Origin of the sequence: Bradyrhizobium sp. 44 (assembly GCF_023073095.1) — a bacterium.
Classification (GTDB): Bacteria; Pseudomonadota; Alphaproteobacteria; order Rhizobiales; family Xanthobacteraceae; genus Bradyrhizobium.
The window spans coordinates 1208678-1223933 of record NZ_JADPIY010000008.1; the positions used below are offsets into that span (position 1 = coordinate 1208678).

The window sequence follows — 15256 nt, forward strand, 5'->3', positions numbered from 1 at the left end:
GGAGACGTCGCATGCAGGTGACCGGCAAGGTCGTGGTCGTCACGGGCGGCGCCAACGGCATCGGCAAGGCGCTCTGCGAAGCCTTTCACAAGGCCGGTGCGGCCAAGGTCGTCGTCGCCGACATGGACGCGGACAACGCAAGGGCGGTCGCAGCCACGGTGGATGGCGCGGCGTTCAAATGCGATGTCGCGCAGGAAAAGGATATTTCCCACGTCATCGAGGAGACCGAGCGGCAGTTCGGCCCGATCGAATTGTTCTGCTCCAATGCCGGCATCGGCGGCGGCTTCGACCCGATGTCGGTCAATGCCGGCGGCGCCTCGGATGAGCCTTGGCAGCGCAGCTGGGCTATCCACGTCATGGCGCATGTCTATGCGGCGCGGCATCTGATCCCGCGCATGAAGGCGCGCGGCGGCGGCTATTTCCTCAACACGATCTCGGCCGCGGGACTGCTGTCGCAGGTCGGCAGTCCGGCTTACTCCACCACCAAACATGCCGCGGTCGGCTTTGCCGAAAATCTCGCGATCTCTCACAAGGCGCACAACATCCGTGTCTCGATCCTCTGCCCCCAGGGCGTCGATACCAACATGCTGCGCTCGATTCCCAAGGGCCCGCAATCCGGCGACGGCGACCTCTCGCCCGAGCAGGTCGCCAAGGACGTGCTCGCCGGCCTCGAACAGGAGACGTTCCTGATCCTGCCGCACCCGCAGGTGCTCGGCTACATGCGCAAGAAGACCGAGAATTACGACCGCTGGGTCGGCGGCATGGCCAAGATCCAGGCCAGGATGCGCGACGAGTTCGGGACGTAGGGAAGAGGCGCGCCACGACCTCCGGTGTCGTCCTGGCGAAGGCCAGGACCCATACCGCGAGGTCTACCGACCTTGCCGTGGTAGCAGTACCGAGCGACAAGTCTTCGCCAAACTACTCCCTGGGGTAATGGGTCCTGGCTTTCGCCAGGACGACGGCATGAAGCGCAGTGCGCCCCTAATGCTTCTGCCCGTACAGCACCGGCACCGCCGAATCCACGATCACCTCGACGAGGCTGGTCCCTTCGAATGCCATCCCGCGCTTGAGCGCTTCGCCCAGCTCGGCCGCCTTGCTCACCCGCACCGCGTGGCAACCCATGCCCTCGGCGAGCCGGACGAAATCGATCCCCGGCAGCTCCAGTCCCGGCACGTTCCTCACCTGCATCACCTGGCTGAACGAGCGCATCGCGCCGTAGCCGGAATTGTTGATGACGACGATGGTGAGCGGCAGCTTGCGCTGCGCGGCGGTCCACAGCGCCTGAATCGAATACATCGCCGAGCCGTCGCCGATCAGGCACACCGTGCGGCTGTTCGGCTTGCCGAGTGCCATGCCGACCGCGGCCGGCAGCGAGTAGCCGAGGCCTCCGCTCGCCATGGTGTAAAAACTATCCTGGCCGCGCATCGGCATGAACTTTTGCATCGCCGGCCGGTGCGAGGGGATTTCCTCGACCAGCGACGCGCCGTCCGGCATCGCCTGCGACAGCGAATGCAGCAGGAATTCGACCGGGAGCGGATCGGCGGCCTGCGGCGCCGGCGGCAGCGTTCGCCCCTTCGGTGCCGCGCGCTTGCTCTCCGGCAAGAGGTCGAGCAGCATTGCGAGCGCCGGCTTCATCGTCGCGATGATGCTGGTTCCGACCGGCGTTACCGCTGCGGCATCCGGGTCGTCCGTGATCTGGAAGAGCGTCGCACGGCCGTCGAAGATCGCGGCGTGGCCTTCGACGTGGAAAGTGAACACCGGCGCCCCGATCACGATGACGAGGTCGTGCTCGCGCAGCGCGTCCGACAATTGCGCCGGCGAGGCATGCAGGAAGCCCGCGAACTGGGGATGGCGTTCCGGGAACGAGCAGCGCGCCGAAAACGGGCTGACCCAGACGCTGGCCCTGGCCTTCTCGGCCACGCGCACCATCAAATCGACCGCGCCGGCGCGATCGACGCCGGGGCCGACGACAAGGGCAGGGTGCTTGGCTGAACCGAGCGCGGTGACCAGCGCCTTCATCGCGTCAGCCTCAGGCGCCATCTCGCGACTAACCTTGCGGGCTTCGATGGGAGCTGCCGCATGCGCCCAGTCGTCGACCGGGATCGAGACGAAAGTCGGCCCGCAGGGCGGCTGCATCGCGGTGTAATAGGCGCGCGCGATGGCGGCCGGCACGTCCTCGGGCCGCGCCGGCTCGACGCTGTATTTCACATAAGGCCGCGGGAATTCGGACGCACGCTCCGCATACAGGAATGCCTGCAACGGCAGGATCGAGCGCGCCTGCTGGCCCGCGGTGATCACCAGCGGCGTCTGGTTGCGATGCGCGGTATAGATGTTGCCGAGCGCGTTGCCGACGCCGGCGGCCGAATGCAGATTGACGAAGCCGGCATTGCGCGTCGCCTGCGCGTAGCCGTCGGCCATGCCGACCGCGGAGGCCTCCTGAAGCGCCAGCACGTAGTCGATGTCGTCGGGCCAGTCGCTCAGGAACGGTAGCTCCGTCGAGCCGGGATTGCCGAACACGCGTCTGATGCCGAAGGAGCGCAGCAGGTCGAGTGTCGCCTGCTTGACGGTGACGGATTTGCTGCCGGTCTTGCCGTTCTTCGCCATGGTTTCCGTTCCCTGATGTTTGTCGGCGCTGCTAACCCAGCCGTCATTGCGAGCGCAGCGAAGCAATCCAGAATGCCGCCGCGGTGACAGTCTGGATTGCTTCGTCGCTTCGCTCCTCGCAATGACGAGGAGAGACTATCATCACACTGCCGTCCCCTTCATCGTCGGCTGCCCCTCCGCGTTCGCGGTCCACAGCTCCATGCCATCAGCGGTCTCGTTGGCGTTGATGGAGAACTCCGAGCCTTCGAACAGCGGCTGCACCCCGCGATACGAAAACTTCTTCGGCGCCTTGCCGTCGCGCAGCTTCGCGGCCATCTCGATGATGAACGTTGCCTGCAACGGCCCGTGGAAGATCAGGCCCGGATAGCCCTCGACCTTGGTGACGTAGTCGCGGTCGTAATGGATGCGGTGGCCGTTGAAGGTCAGCGCGGAATATCGAAACAGCAGCACGGGATCGGAGACATGGGTCTCGCGATGCTGCGCCTTGGGCGGCGGAGGCGGGGTCTTTGCCGGCGCGGACGTCGTCGTCATTTCGCGATAGACGATGTCCTGCCGCTCGCGGATGGCGATGCCGCGCGGCGACGAGATGCTGTGCTCGACCGAGACGAAGCACAGCGTGCCGGTCGAGCCCGTCTTCACCTGCACGTCCGCGATGCGCGATGTCCGCGTCGATTCGTCGCCGACGCGCAACGGCTGCAGGAACTCGATCTCGCCGCCGGCCCACATCCGGCGCGGCAGCGGCACCGGCGGCAGGAAGCCGCCGCGGGTGGGGTGGCCGTCGGGGCCGAGCATCGACATCGGAAACACCGGCTGCGCCAGGCACCAATGCACCGTGAACGGCGCCGCATCGCCCGGCTTGGGCGAACCGACCTCCTGGAACAGCGTCGCGCGCAGGCCCTTCACGAGCTGCGCGGTGACGGTGTCGGTGGCCTCTTCGCTGCGGCCGATCCATTGCCTGAGATGATCGATGTCGAGCTTCTCGGTCATGACGCCTCGCTCTTGTTGTTATGATTTCTTGACCGGTCGTTCGCCGATCCCTGGCACGGCACCATAGTTGCGCGTCTCGCCGACGATGATCGGCGCCGGCGCGGGATAGCTGACGCGTCCCCGGGGCGTGTCGACCTCGATGCGGCGCAGATGCGGATGCTTGGTGAGATCCGCCATGGTGTTGACCTCGGCAAAGGCGATGTCGGCATCGGACAGCCGCTTGAGCAGCTCGTCGCGCGTCATCTTGGCGAAGGCATCCGCGACCGTCTTGTCGGTGAAGTCGCGGTTGCGCACGCGCTCGACCATGTTGGCAACGCGCAGATCGGCAGGCAGATCCGGCTGGTCCAGCACCTTTGCGCAGAGCGTCTTCCACTCGCGCTCGCTCTGGATCGAGATCAGGATGTCCTTGCCGTCGCTCGACGTGAACACGCCATAGGGTGCGATCGAGGGATGGCGCAGGCCCATGCGCTTGGGCGGATTGCCGGCTTCCGAGTTGAGCAGCGGCACGGTGCACCAGTCCGCCATCACGTCGAACATGGAGATGCGGATGTCGGCGCCCTTGCCGGTGCGTCCGCGCCCGATCAGCGCCTCCAGGATCGCCGCATGCGCGGTGGCGCCGGTCGCGACATCGACGATGGACATGCCGACGCGCGAGGCGCCGTCGGGATTGCCGGTGATCGAGGCAAGGCCGCTCTCGGCCTGGATCAGGAGGTCGTAGGCCTTGCGGTGCGCATAGGGGCCCTCGTCGCCATAGCCGGTGATCGTGCACGAGATCAGTTTTGGATAGTCCTTCAGCAGCCGCTCGCGCGAAAAGCCGAGCTTGTCCATCGAGCCCGGCTTGAGATTCTGGATCAGCACGTCGGCGCTTGCGATCAGTCGCTCCAGCTCGGCGCAGCCTTCCTTGGTGGCGAGATCGACCACCGCCGATTGCTTGCCGCGGTTGAGCCACACAAAATAGCTGCTCTGGCCCTTGGCCGCCGCGTCATAGCCGCGGGCGAAATCGCCTTCGGGCCGCTCGATCTTGATCACTTCCGCGCCGGCATCCGCCAGCCGCGACGAGCAGAACGGGGCCGCCACCGCCTGCTCGACCGCGATCACCCTGATCCCGTCAAGTGCTCCCATGGTGCTGCCTCAGTACGAGCGGGGCATGCCGAGCACGTGCTCGGCGATGAAGGACAGCACGAGGTTGGTCGAGATCGGCGCCACCTGATAGAGCCGCGTCTCGCGGAATTTGCGCTCGACGTCGTACTCCTCGGCGAAGCCGAAGCCGCCATGGGTCTGGACGCAGGCATTCGCCGCTTCCCACGACGCATCGGCCGCGAGCATTTTTGCCATGTTGGCCTCCGCGCCGCAGTCGAGCCCGGCCTCGTATTTGCGCGTCGCTTCCTTCACCATCAATTCGGCCGCGCGCATCGCGGCGTAGGCCTTGGCGATCGGGAACTGGATGCCTTGGTTCTGGCCGATCGGCCGGCCGAAAACGCTGCGCTCCTTGGCGTAGTTGGTGGCCTTGGCGATGAACCATTTGGCATCGCCGACGCATTCGGCCGCGATCAGGATCCGTTCGGCATTCATGCCTGAGAGGATGTAGCGAAAGCCCTTGCCCTCTTCGCCGATCAGATTCTCCGCCGGCACCTTCATGTCGGTAAAGAACACTTCGGTGGTGGCGTGGTTCATCATGGTGCGGATCGGGCGGATCTCGAGGCCCTTGTTCTTGGCCTCGCGCATGTCGACGATGAACACCGAAAGTCCATCCGTGCGCTTCTTGACTTGGTCCTTCGGCGTGGTGCGCGCCAGCAGAAGCATCAGGTCGGAATGTTCGGCGCGGCTGGTCCAGATTTTCTGGCCGTTGACGACGTAGCCGGCATTGCCGTCCTTGCGTGCGAAGGTCTTCAGCGAGGTGGTGTCGGTGCCGCTGGTCGGCTCGGTGACGCCGAAGGCTTGCAGCCGCAATTCGCCGCTCGCGACCTTCGGCAGGTATTTTGCCTTCTGCTCGTCATTGCCGTGCCGCAGCACGGTGCCCATCGTGTACATCTGGGCGTGGCAGCCGCCGCCGTTGCAGCCCGCGCGCTGGATCTCTTCGAGGATCGCGGCGGCCGCAGAAAGCTTCAGGCCTGCGCCGCCATATTCCTCGGGGATCAGCACCGAGAGATAGCCGGCCTCGGTCAGCGCGTCGACGAAAGCCTTGGGGTAGGCCATCTCACGGTCGAGCTTGCGCCAGTATTCGCCGGGAAACTGCGCGCAGAGCTTTGCGACGGCTTCGCGGATGTCGGCGTGATCTTCGGTGTGGTGTTCTTCACTCATGGGGTTTCCCGTATGTGCGGCAGTTAAGATAACGCCGGCCGATCCTCTGGCGTTGTGAAAACAATGCCAGCCCCCTATGCTCATTTGCTATAGCGTATGGAGTAGCCTTCCAGGATTGGCAAGCATGGATTTCCGTCAGCTCAGGACCTTCAGTTGCGTGGCGGAGCTCGGCAGCCTCTCCAAGGCGTCCGACACGTTGCGTGTGGCGCAGCCCGCGCTGTCCAGGCAGATCAAGCTCCTGGAACACGAACTGCGTACAGAATTGTTCACCCGCAACGGCCGCGGCATGGTGCTCACGGATGCCGGCCGCCTGTTGCTGGCGCGCACCTCCGGCATCGTGCGGCAGATCGACCAGATCCGCGACGACATCCAGTCGTCCAAGGGGCCGCCGTCCGGCCAGGTCGTGCTCGGCCTGGTCCCGACCGTGAGCTGCGTGCTGTCGGCGCGCTTCGCGCGGCGCTGCGTCGAGAAATTTCCCGGCATTTCGCTGCGCATCGTCGAGAGCTACAGCGGCCATCTCGTCGAATGGCTGCACCGCGGCGAGATGGATCTCGCCATCCTCTACGGCCGCTCCGCCGATCTGCATCTCAACGTGGAGAGCCTCGGTCGCGACAACATCGTCGCGGTGGGTCCGCGCGGCTGCGGCCTCGCGCGCAAGAAGAGCGTCGATGTCGGCTGGCTGCTGCGGCAACGGCTGGTGCTGCCCAGTCATTCCCACGGCCTCCGTGCGCTGATCGAGCATGCGGCGGCCCAGCGCAAGATCAAGCTCAACGTCCAGCTCGAAGCGGATTCGTTCCGCGTGCTCACGAGTCTCGTCGAGGAAGGCCTCGGCTTCGCGCTGCTGCCGCCCTCGTCGGTCCACGGCGAGGTCGCGGACGGGCGGCTGGAAACCGCTGTCGTCTCGAAGCCGATGACGCGCGAGCTCATATTCGCCTCTCCGATCGACCGTCCGGTCTCGACGGCCTCGGTTGCAGTCACCGCCCTCCTGCGCGAGGAAGTCGCCGCCTGCCGCAAGGAAGGCGTGTGGGACATCAGGTTGAGTTAGATGTGCCGGTGCGGTTTAGGACAGTAGGCCGTGTGCGACCCATCGCATGTTGTGCGAACTGTCATGCCGGAATTTTATAGCTGGGGTGGAGTCGTCCGCTCTTAATCCACCCTCGATGTCATTGCCCGCGAAGGCGGGCAATCCAGTATTCCAGAGCCCGCAGTGCTTCAGCCGAGAAGCCGCGGCGTACTGGATGCCCCGCCTGCGCGGGGCATGACAGTGGAGCCTACCCCGAAATCCTCACCGGCAGCGACTCATATCCCTTGATGAAGCTCGAATAGATCCGCTTGGGCTCGCTGACCACCTCGATCCGGTCGAAGCGCTTCAGCATCTCTTCCCAGACGATCTTGAGCTGGAGTTCGGCAAGCCGCATGCCGACGCAGCGGTGGATGCCGAAGCCGAAGGAGAGGTGGGTGCGCGGCCGCGGGCGATCGATGACGAACTCGTTCGGCCTCTCGAACATCTCCTCGTCGCGGTTGCCCGAGACGTACCACATCACGACGCGGTCGCCCTTCTTGATGTGCTTGCCGCCAACTTCAGTGTCCTGCAGCGCAGTGCGCCGCATATGCGCGAGCGGGGTCTGCCAGCGGATCACTTCGGGCACCATGGAATCGATCAGTTCCGGGTTGGCGCGCAGCCTGTCGTACTGCTCCGGGTTCTCGTTCAATGCCAGCACCGAGCCGGTCATGGTGTTGCGCGTGGTGTCGTTGCCGCCGACGATGAGCAGGATGATGTTGCCCATGAGATTGTCGGGATCCATGAACCGCGTGGCGTCGTTGTGCGCCATCAGCGACAACAAATCGTTGCGCGGGGCGGAGTTGACGCGCTCGTTCCAGAGCTTGGACATGTAGGCGTAGCATTCATCCATCTCGCGACGGCGCTCTTCGGCCGAAGCCACGATGCCGCTCTTGGGCAGCGCGGTCGCGACATCGGACCAGCGCGTCAGCTTGCGCCGTTCTTCCCAGGGAAAGTCGAACAGGGTGGCGAGCATCTGCGTCGTCAGCTCGATCGAGACGCGCTCGACGAAATTGAAGGTCTCGTTGCGCGGCAGATTGTCGAGCACGGTCTGCGAACGCTGGCGGATCAGTTTCGCCAGCTCGTCCAGATGCGTCGGCGTGAACATCGGCGACACCGTCTTGCGCTGCGACGAGTGACGCGGCTGGTCCATGGCGATGAAGCTCGGCCAGTCATAACCTTCCGGCACGTCGCGGATCCCGATGCCGCCGAGCGTTGAATCGGAGGAGAACAGGCCGTGGTTGGTGTCGACATGCATGATGTCGTCGTACTTCACCACCGACCAGTACGGCTCGATCGGCGCGTTGGTGCAGTAATGCACCGGCTCTTCCTTGCGCAGCCGCTCGAACCACGGCCACAGGGTGTCGTCCTGGAACAGCCTTGGCGCGCCCGGGTGGAACTGCGCCAGCGGGGTCGCATAGGCCTCCTCGCGCGCCCTGCGCATGCGTTCTGCCTTGTCCACTTGAACCGGCGCTTGGATGTTCATGGTGGTTGCTCCAGTTGCTTGCTTAACCTCTCCCGCGTGCGGGAGAGGGGGCGCAGCTTCCTTGTGGACGTGTCGAACTCATCTTTGCGAATCTAAGCCGCGATCTTCACCGGCAAGGTTTCAAGACCCTTTACGAAGCTCGAATAGACCCGCTTGGGTTCGCCGACCACCTCGATATGGTCGAATCGCTTGAGGATCTCTTCCCAGATAATCTTGAGCTGGAGTTCGGCAAGCCGCAAGCCGACGCAGCGGTGGATGCCGAAGCCGAACGAGAGATGCGTGCGCGGGCGGGCGCGGTCAATGATGAATTCGTAGGGCTTTTCGATCGCGTCGGCGTCGCGGTTGCCTGAAACGTACCACATCACGACCTTGTCACCTTTCTTGATCTGCTTGCCGCGGAACTCGAAGTCGGAAAGCGCGGTGCGGCGCATATGGGCCAGCGGCGTCTGCCAGCGGATCACTTCCGGCACGAAGCTGTCGAGCAGCGCGGGGTTTTCGCGCAGCTTGCGATATTGCTCCGGATGCTGGCTGAGTGCGTCGAGCGATCCGGACATGGTGTTGCGAGTGGTGTCGTTGCCGCCGACGATCAAAAGGATGAGATTGCCAAGAAAGTTTTTCGCGTCCATGTCGCGCGTCGCGGCGCCATGCGCCATCATCGACAACAGGTCGCTCTTGGGCGGCTGCTCGATGCGCTCCTTCCACAGCCGCGCGAAATAGCCCGCGCATTCCGTCAGCTCGGCCTGACGCTCGTCTTCGGTGGCGACGAGGCCGTCGGGTCCGGGAATGGTGGTCGCGATGTCCGACCAGCGCGTCAGCTTGCGCCGGTCCTCCCAGGGGAAGTCGAACAGCACGGCGAGCATCTGCGTTGTGAGCTCGATCGAGACGCGGTCGACCCAGTCGAACACCTCGCCGCGCGGCAGATTGTCCAGGCACTCGGCCGAGCGCTTGCGGATGCTCAGCGCGAGGTTGTCCAGATGCGTCGGCGTGAACATCGGCGCCACGGTCTTGCGCTGCGCCGCGTGACGCGGCGGGTCCATCGAGATGAAGCTCTCGCGGCGCAGTTCCGGATCGATGTCGCGGATGGTGATGCCGCCGAGCGAGGAGGCCGAGGAGAACACCGAATGATTGGTCTCGATCTCCATGATGTCGTTGTAGCGCGTCACCGACCAATACGGGCCGAACATCGAGTCCTTGCAATAGTGCACGGGATCTTCGCGGCGCAGGCGATCGAAATAGGGCCAGAACGTATCGGTCCTGAACAGCTCGGGGTCGCCCGGATCGAACTGCTCCAGCGGCAGTGACGTTGCGCGTGCGCGTAACGCGTCGAGCTTCGCCGCGCTTTCGATGGTCCCATGCATGACCGCTCTCCCTGACATGAACCGCGCGTTCTCGTTGAATTCTGCGCTGCGGTATTTGATTTGCAATTACAGCCGGTTGTCTGCGCCGGAGCAAGGGCGAGTTTTGCCAATGGGTGTGATGTAGCCCGGATGGAGCGGAGCGAAATCCGGGATCGGTCCGCCACTGCCGCTGTCCCGGATTGCGCTGCGCTCCATCCGGGCTACGAGGCCATTGATCTAACAACGTGATCTCGCGCACGCCCTCGGCCGTGGAATCGTGCCAGAAATCGACCGGAATCGAGCTAAATCGAACCCGCCCATCTTGGGGATCGACTAATCTCTGATCTATAAGTTTGATCGAACCAGGTCCGCACCCCGAGGTTGCCGCCGTGAACGACATGCAATGGGCCCCCGTCGGCTCCGAACCCTTACCCCCGCCGCTGCCGCCCACGCGGGTCGATTTCACCGGCAACCGTACCGAGTTTCGCAAATTGGTCACCAAGGGTGCCATGCTCGAGCTCGTCACCTTCGGCTTCTACCGGTTCTGGCTCGTCACCGACATCCGCCGTCATCTGTGGGCGAACACCGCGGTTGATGGCGACTCCGCCGAATATACCGGGCGGGCCAAGGAGCTCCTGGTCGGCTTCCTGTTCGCGCTCGCGATCCTGGTGCCGATCTACCTCGCTTACTTCCTTGTCGGTATCGAGTTCGAGCGCTGGCAGGGCTTTGCCTCGACGCCGCTGTTCATCAGCTTCTACGCCTTCGGTCAGTTTGCGATCTTTCGCGCGCGGCGCTATCGCCTGACGCGCACGGTCTGGCGCGGCGTGCGGTTCTGGATGGACGGATCGGGCTGGGCCTATTCGTTCCGCGCCATGCTGTGGGGCTTGCTGGTGTTCCTGACGCTCGGGCTCGCATTGCCGTGGCGCGAGGCCTCGCTCGAACGCTACAAGATGCGGCACACTCATTACGGCGATTTGCGCGGCGATTTCAAAGCCGACGGCTGGACGTTCTTCAAGCGCGCCTGGTGGCTGTGGCTGCTGAGCCCGATCGCAATGGTGATCTTTCCGCTGGCGCCGTTCTTCTATGCCGAATTCAAGGCGCGCGAGTGGCGCTGGTGGCTCGACGGCATCCGCATCGGCGACGTCAGCCTGTCCTCGCAACTGCCGCACAACGCATTCTACGGCCTGTACTGGAAAGTGATAGGCTGGTGGACGCTGCTCTCGGCCATCTTCGCCGCCTATATCGGCGGAGCGACCATGCTCGTGGTCACGCTGAGTGGTCTTTCGGTCGAGCAGGCGTTGGGGCCCGGCAATGCCGGCAAGAGCATCCCGACACTGGTGATGATGGTCATCGGCTACCTTGCTCTCGCCCTGGCCCTCAACATCGTCATGCGGGTCTATCTCCAGCGCGATCTCTGGGCCAAGGTGCTGGAAACGGTCGATGTGCACAACATCGCCGCAGCCGCGGATGTGCGCGGCAGCGCCGAGCTTGCCAGCGCGCTGGGCGAAGGCTTTGCCGATGGACTCGATGTCGCGGGATTCTGAGCTGTGAGTGACGTATTCGCTGAGGCCCCGGCGCAATTCGCAAAGCCGACCATCTTCTTCGACGGCGTGTCGAGCCGCAGGCGGCAGGTGACGCTGACGCTCAGTGACGCGCTCGAGATTCTCGAAGAGGGTGCGCCCGTTCGCTGGGCCTATGCCGACATCCGCCGGGCCGACAGCCCGCCTGGCATTTTGCGGCTCGCCTGCGCTTCCGCGCCGCCGCTGGCGCGGCTGGAAATCCGCGACGCTGTGCTCGCCTCAGACGTGACGGCGCGCTGCATGCGGCTCGACGACCACCAGACCTCGCGCCGTGGCGTCGCAAAGATCGTCGGCTGGTCGATGGCAGCCGCCGTCTCCATCGTCTGCGTCGTGCTGTTCGGGGTGCCGCTCGCTGCCGACCGCCTCGCGCCGCTGGTGCCGAAACCGATCGAGCGCCGTATTGGCGATGCGTCGGAGGTTCAGGTGAAGACCATCTTCGGCCGCAATGCGTGCGAGGATGCGGCGGGGAAGGCGGCCTTCATCAAGCTGGTCAATCGGCTACGCGATGCCGCCGGCCTGGACGACGATTCCATGACCGCGGGCGTGCTGCCGACTCCGGTGCCGAACGCGTTCGCGCTGCCGGGCGGCAAGGTCTTCGTACTGAAGGGTCTGCTCGACAAGGCCGAAAGCCCCGACGAGCTCGCCGGCATACTCGCCCACGAGCTCGGTCATCTCAAGCATTACGACAACATGCGCGGCCTGATCTATAACGGCGGCACCTCGTTCCTGATCGGCCTGTTGTTCGGCGACGTCACCGGCTCGAGCGCCGTGATCTTCGCCTCGCGCAGCGTGGTCGAGGCGTCCTATTCGCGCGAAGCCGAGACCGCTGCGGATACGTTTGCCATCGAGATCATGCACAAGCTCGGCCGTTCGCCGAAGCCTGCAGCCGAATTGATGTTCCGCATCACCGGCAAGGAAGGCGGCGGCCTCACGTCGATCCTGGCGAGCCATCCGCTGACCGAGGACCGCCTCGCGCGCATGACGAAGGAGGATCGCCCCGCTAGCGGCCCGCCGCTGCTGACGGATGCGGAGTGGCAGGCGCTGAAGGGGATCTGCGGCAGCGGCAAGATCTGAATCTCTTGCCGCCGACGCGTCGGGCCCCGCGCCAAATCACCAATCGGCGAGGAACGATCCGTCGGGGTCTGGTTATCCCCGATAGACAGCGGGAAGTTCCTCATGGCTTACGGTCGTTTCGTCACGATGATCGCGGCTTCCACCGTGATCATGTTCGCTCTGATGTATCTCAACACCTTCGCTCTGGATCACGTCTGGTACAGCCAGACCCGGACGTGGATGGCGTTGCTGATGGGCGCGGTCATGGCCGCCGTGATGCTCGCTTTCATGTGGGGCATGTACAGGAACCGTACGGCGAACGTCGCCATTCTGGCTGCCAGCGCTGTCGTGTTTGCGGTTTCGCTCTGGCTCGTTCGTAGCCAGCAGACCGTGACCGACGTTGCCTATATGCAGGCGATGATCCCGCATCATTCCATCGCGGTTCTCACCAGCGAGCGCGCGCACATCAGGGATCCCCGAGTCCGCAAGCTGGCCGACGACATCATCGAAGCCCAGGTGCGGGAGATCGGCGAGATGGAACGGTTGATCGCCGACCTCAAGGAGAAGCCCGCGCCCGCGGACGCGAAGGATCTGCCGCCGCGGCCGCCGACCTGACGGAGCGGCCTCGTATCACTTTGCCGGGGCGGCCGGATTGGTTGAGCCCGTGGTGACGCTCGGCGCGTTGTTCGGACTGGTGGTTGTGGTCTGCGGACCGACGTCGCGTCCATTGTAGAAGAAGACGGCTGCGACTACAGCGATCACGAAGATCGCCCCGATCGCCCAGCCCACCGGGCTGTTGCGGCGTGCTCTGTCTGCTCTGCGGTCATCCTGATAGGTCATCGTGCTCTCCATGGTAGAGCAGGAAAACCTTGCGCGAGCGAAGCTGTTCCTAATGTGACGCGGTTTGCAGGCCGACGCTTATCTTGTGCCGTAGGCGCGGTCGCCGGCGTCGCCGAGGCCCGGCAGGATAAAGCCGTTCTCGTCGAGACCTTCGTCGACTGCGGCCGTCCAGATCGGGACGTCCGGATGCAGTCCGCGCAGCCGTTCGAGCCCTTCGGGGGCGGCGATCAGGCAGGCGAGGCGAATGTCCTTGGCGCCGCGCTCCTTCAGCCGGTCGATTGCGGCCACAGCCGTGTTGGCGGTCGCAACCACCGGCGTCACCACGATCGCCAGGCGTTCGCCGAGATCGGATGGGGATTTGAAGAAGTACTCGACCGCCGCAAAGCTGTGCGGCTCACGATAGAGGCCGATATGTGCGACGCGCGCGGTCGGCACCAGGTCCATCATGCCGTCGACGAAGGTGGTGCCGGCGCGCAGCATCGGCACGAAGACCAGCTTCTTGCCCGCGATCTTGGCCGAATGCATCGTCGCCAGCGGCGTTTCGATGACGGTATCGGCGAGCGGCAGGTCGCGCGTCACCTCGTAGCACAGGAGCATGCCGATCTCCTTGATCAGCTCCCGAAACGATTTGGTCGAGATCGATTTGTCCCGCACCAGCGTCAGCTTGTGCTGCACCAGCGGATGATCGACGATCGTGACGCCTTGCATGACGGGATGCTCCTGAAATTGATCGATGCGCAATGCGACGCGTCTGGATTACGCGTTAGAAAACGGTCCCGTCGCTGATCACCTTGAGCGGCGGCGAACCGTCGGGGCGCCGCGCGAAGGCGATGGCGCGGCCCGCGGCCCAGGTGCCGCCTTCCAGAATGCTGGCGAGCGGCAATGTCTCAGGGGTGCGGCCGAGTTTGGCGCGGACCAGTTCGGCGAGCCGGTCCAGCAGCGCCACGGTCAGCGCGCGCCACTCGACGACGAGCAGGGAGTCCACCTCATGCGCACGTTCGGCGTCGGCGGCGTCGCGCAGGCGCAACACCTCGTGATCGACGAACAGGCCGCCATTGCGGTATTCGGCAAGCCCGGTCAGGCCGTCGATGTCGGTGACGTCAAACCCGGCGCGCTGGAGCGGCTCGATCAGCGAATAGCTCAGCCATTGCGACAGCTTGTGCAGGGGCACGAGGCCCGAGGTCGCATCGCTGGCCTTGATTGCCGGATGGCGCCAGCAATCGCCGAGCGGAATTCCGGCAAGCTCCAGTCGCGACGGCCAGATCGGTCCGAGCTGGTTCAGCACCGCCGACAGAATCGCGGGTGCGGGAACAGCGCCGCCCTTCGCCTGTGCCGCGATGTGATCGAACAACCCGCCCGGCCGCGGCGTATCGTGCGCGCCGAACACGTCCGCGCGCTCCGTCACCAGCTTGCCCAGGCGTCGCAGCAGATCGGTCCGCCCTTCGAGCCCGAGCAGCGGATTGGCATCGCTCAGCTGAAAGGCGGAGGTGAGGGAGGCGAGGGGCAGTTTAGCAAGGATGTCCGCATCGGCCCTGAAGGGTGCGCGGGGATCGCGGGAAAAAAGACCGCTCGCGAACATGTCGAGGCTTGCAATCGCGAGTCCTTCGGATCGGCCGATGCTCCGTCCCGTCACGGCGTCGCGGTATCGCCACGCCGCACCCGCGCCGGCATCGAGCAGCACGCTGACGATGGCAAGGTCGAACTTCGCGCGTGCCCGTGCCGCGCGATCGGGCCACGACGCCGCATCCGCAAGCCGCGCCCAGCGATCGACGCCGCCGAGCACGAAATGCCGCCAGCGCGCATGGAACGGAATCTCCAGCGTCGGATAGGCCTCGCGCGTCACGGCGAGAACGGCGTCGGCAACGCCATCCATGCGATCGAGATCGATCGTGAAATGCGTCAGCCCGTCGTTCAGGCCGATCTCGAACATCTCGCCGGCACGCGCGCGAACCGCTGCTGCGCTGAGCAGCGAACGGGCCTGCAATTCCAGAGCGTCTGCCATCAATCG

The 15256-nt window shown here is 64.7% G+C and carries 14 protein-coding genes; 5 read left to right on the forward strand and 9 right to left on the reverse strand.

The window, feature by feature from the left end:
* Positions 1-11 precede the first annotated feature (11 nt).
* Positions 12-806, forward strand: coding sequence for an SDR family oxidoreductase (locus IVB41_RS07845; protein WP_247428715.1), 795 nt, complete (start codon positions 12-14; stop codon positions 804-806).
* Between the two features lie 175 nt (positions 807-981).
* Here the strand turns inward: IVB41_RS07845 and mdlC are convergent, their stop codons facing one another.
* From mdlC to IVB41_RS07865, 4 genes are all read right to left on the reverse strand, one after another.
* Positions 982-2604, reverse strand: coding sequence for a benzoylformate decarboxylase (gene mdlC / locus IVB41_RS07850; RefSeq protein ID WP_247428718.1), 1623 nt, complete (start codon positions 2602-2604; stop codon positions 982-984).
* A 141-nt stretch (positions 2605-2745) separates the two neighbouring features.
* Positions 2746-3591 (reverse strand): MaoC family dehydratase N-terminal domain-containing protein, encoded by an 846-nt coding sequence (locus IVB41_RS07855; RefSeq protein ID WP_247428739.1) that lies wholly within the window; start codon positions 3589-3591, stop codon positions 2746-2748.
* An 18-nt stretch (positions 3592-3609) separates the two neighbouring features.
* Positions 3610-4713: a CaiB/BaiF CoA-transferase family protein gene (locus IVB41_RS07860; protein ID WP_247428759.1), complete on the reverse strand. Its 1104-nt coding sequence runs from the start codon at positions 4711-4713 to the stop codon at positions 3610-3612.
* A gap of 9 nt (positions 4714-4722) precedes the next feature.
* Positions 4723-5892 (reverse strand): acyl-CoA dehydrogenase family protein, encoded by a 1170-nt coding sequence (locus tag IVB41_RS07865; RefSeq protein WP_007614510.1) that lies wholly within the window; start codon positions 5890-5892, stop codon positions 4723-4725.
* A gap of 124 nt (positions 5893-6016) precedes the next feature.
* Between IVB41_RS07865 and IVB41_RS07870 the strand changes: the two genes are divergently transcribed.
* A complete protein-coding gene (locus IVB41_RS07870; protein ID WP_027565224.1) occupies positions 6017-6937 on the forward strand; it encodes a LysR substrate-binding domain-containing protein in 921 nt (306 codons plus the stop codon).
* Positions 6938-7163: 226 nt separating this feature from the next.
* Here IVB41_RS07870 and IVB41_RS07875 read toward each other — a convergent pair whose 3' ends face one another.
* Both IVB41_RS07875 and IVB41_RS07880 read right to left on the reverse strand, forming a co-directional pair.
* The gene (locus tag IVB41_RS07875) at positions 7164-8438 is read right to left on the reverse strand and encodes a cytochrome P450 (RefSeq protein WP_247428777.1); all 1275 of its coding nucleotides are present in this window, start codon (positions 8436-8438) and stop codon (positions 7164-7166) included.
* 92 nt (positions 8439-8530) lie between these two features.
* Positions 8531-9796, reverse strand: coding sequence for a cytochrome P450 (locus tag IVB41_RS07880; RefSeq protein WP_247428806.1), 1266 nt, complete (start codon positions 9794-9796; stop codon positions 8531-8533).
* 377 nt (positions 9797-10173) lie between these two features.
* Here IVB41_RS07880 and IVB41_RS07885 point away from each other — a divergent pair, with 377 nt between their 5' ends.
* From IVB41_RS07885 to IVB41_RS07895, 3 genes are all read left to right on the forward strand, one after another.
* A complete protein-coding gene (locus IVB41_RS07885) occupies positions 10174-11319 on the forward strand; it encodes a YjgN family protein (protein ID WP_249802545.1) in 1146 nt (381 codons plus the stop codon).
* A gap of 3 nt (positions 11320-11322) precedes the next feature.
* A complete protein-coding gene (locus tag IVB41_RS07890; protein WP_247428811.1) occupies positions 11323-12429 on the forward strand; it encodes a M48 family metallopeptidase in 1107 nt (368 codons plus the stop codon).
* Positions 12430-12531: 102 nt separating this feature from the next.
* On the forward strand, positions 12532-13023 hold the full coding sequence (locus tag IVB41_RS07895) for a DUF305 domain-containing protein (RefSeq protein WP_247403599.1): 492 nt from the start codon (positions 12532-12534) through the stop codon (positions 13021-13023).
* 15 nt (positions 13024-13038) lie between these two features.
* Here the strand turns inward: IVB41_RS07895 and IVB41_RS07900 are convergent, their stop codons facing one another.
* The 3 genes from IVB41_RS07900 to IVB41_RS07910 all read right to left on the reverse strand — a co-directional run bounded on the left by IVB41_RS07900 (position 13039) and on the right by IVB41_RS07910 (position 15250).
* Positions 13039-13248 carry a hypothetical protein gene (locus IVB41_RS07900; protein WP_247428813.1) on the reverse strand — a complete coding sequence of 70 codons (210 nt, stop codon included), beginning with the start codon at positions 13246-13248 and terminating at the stop codon, positions 13039-13041.
* Positions 13249-13326: 78 nt separating this feature from the next.
* A complete protein-coding gene (gene upp, locus IVB41_RS07905) occupies positions 13327-13956 on the reverse strand; it encodes a uracil phosphoribosyltransferase (RefSeq protein WP_027520210.1) in 630 nt (209 codons plus the stop codon).
* Between the two features lie 55 nt (positions 13957-14011).
* Positions 14012-15250, reverse strand: coding sequence for a URC4/urg3 family protein (locus tag IVB41_RS07910; protein ID WP_247428872.1), 1239 nt, complete (start codon positions 15248-15250; stop codon positions 14012-14014).
* Positions 15251-15256 lie beyond the last annotated feature (6 nt).

What these genes read in the sequence shown, in the direction of transcription:
- IVB41_RS07845 (WP_247428715.1), top strand. Translation starts at nt 12, where the DNA reads ATGCAGGTGACCGGCAAGGTCGTGGTCGTCACGGGCGGCGCCAACGGC.
- mdlC (WP_247428718.1), bottom strand. Translation starts at nt 2,604, where the DNA reads ATGGCGAAGAACGGCAAGACCGGCAGCAAATCCGTCACCGTCAAGCAG.
- IVB41_RS07855 (WP_247428739.1), bottom strand. Translation starts at nt 3,591, where the DNA reads ATGACCGAGAAGCTCGACATCGATCATCTCAGGCAATGGATCGGCCGC.
- IVB41_RS07860 (WP_247428759.1), bottom strand. Translation starts at nt 4,713, where the DNA reads ATGGGAGCACTTGACGGGATCAGGGTGATCGCGGTCGAGCAGGCGGTG.
- IVB41_RS07865 (WP_007614510.1), bottom strand. Translation starts at nt 5,892, where the DNA reads ATGAGTGAAGAACACCACACCGAAGATCACGCCGACATCCGCGAAGCC.
- IVB41_RS07870 (WP_027565224.1), top strand. Translation starts at nt 6,017, where the DNA reads ATGGATTTCCGTCAGCTCAGGACCTTCAGTTGCGTGGCGGAGCTCGGC.
- IVB41_RS07875 (WP_247428777.1), bottom strand. Translation starts at nt 8,438, where the DNA reads ATGAACATCCAAGCGCCGGTTCAAGTGGACAAGGCAGAACGCATGCGC.
- IVB41_RS07880 (WP_247428806.1), bottom strand. Translation starts at nt 9,796, where the DNA reads ATGCATGGGACCATCGAAAGCGCGGCGAAGCTCGACGCGTTACGCGCA.
- IVB41_RS07885 (WP_249802545.1), top strand. Translation starts at nt 10,174, where the DNA reads ATGCAATGGGCCCCCGTCGGCTCCGAACCCTTACCCCCGCCGCTGCCG.
- IVB41_RS07895 (WP_247403599.1), top strand. Translation starts at nt 12,532, where the DNA reads ATGGCTTACGGTCGTTTCGTCACGATGATCGCGGCTTCCACCGTGATC.
- IVB41_RS07900 (WP_247428813.1), bottom strand. Translation starts at nt 13,248, where the DNA reads ATGACCTATCAGGATGACCGCAGAGCAGACAGAGCACGCCGCAACAGC.
- upp (WP_027520210.1), bottom strand. Translation starts at nt 13,956, where the DNA reads ATGCAAGGCGTCACGATCGTCGATCATCCGCTGGTGCAGCACAAGCTG.
- IVB41_RS07910 (WP_247428872.1), bottom strand. Translation starts at nt 15,250, where the DNA reads ATGGCAGACGCTCTGGAATTGCAGGCCCGTTCGCTGCTCAGCGCAGCA.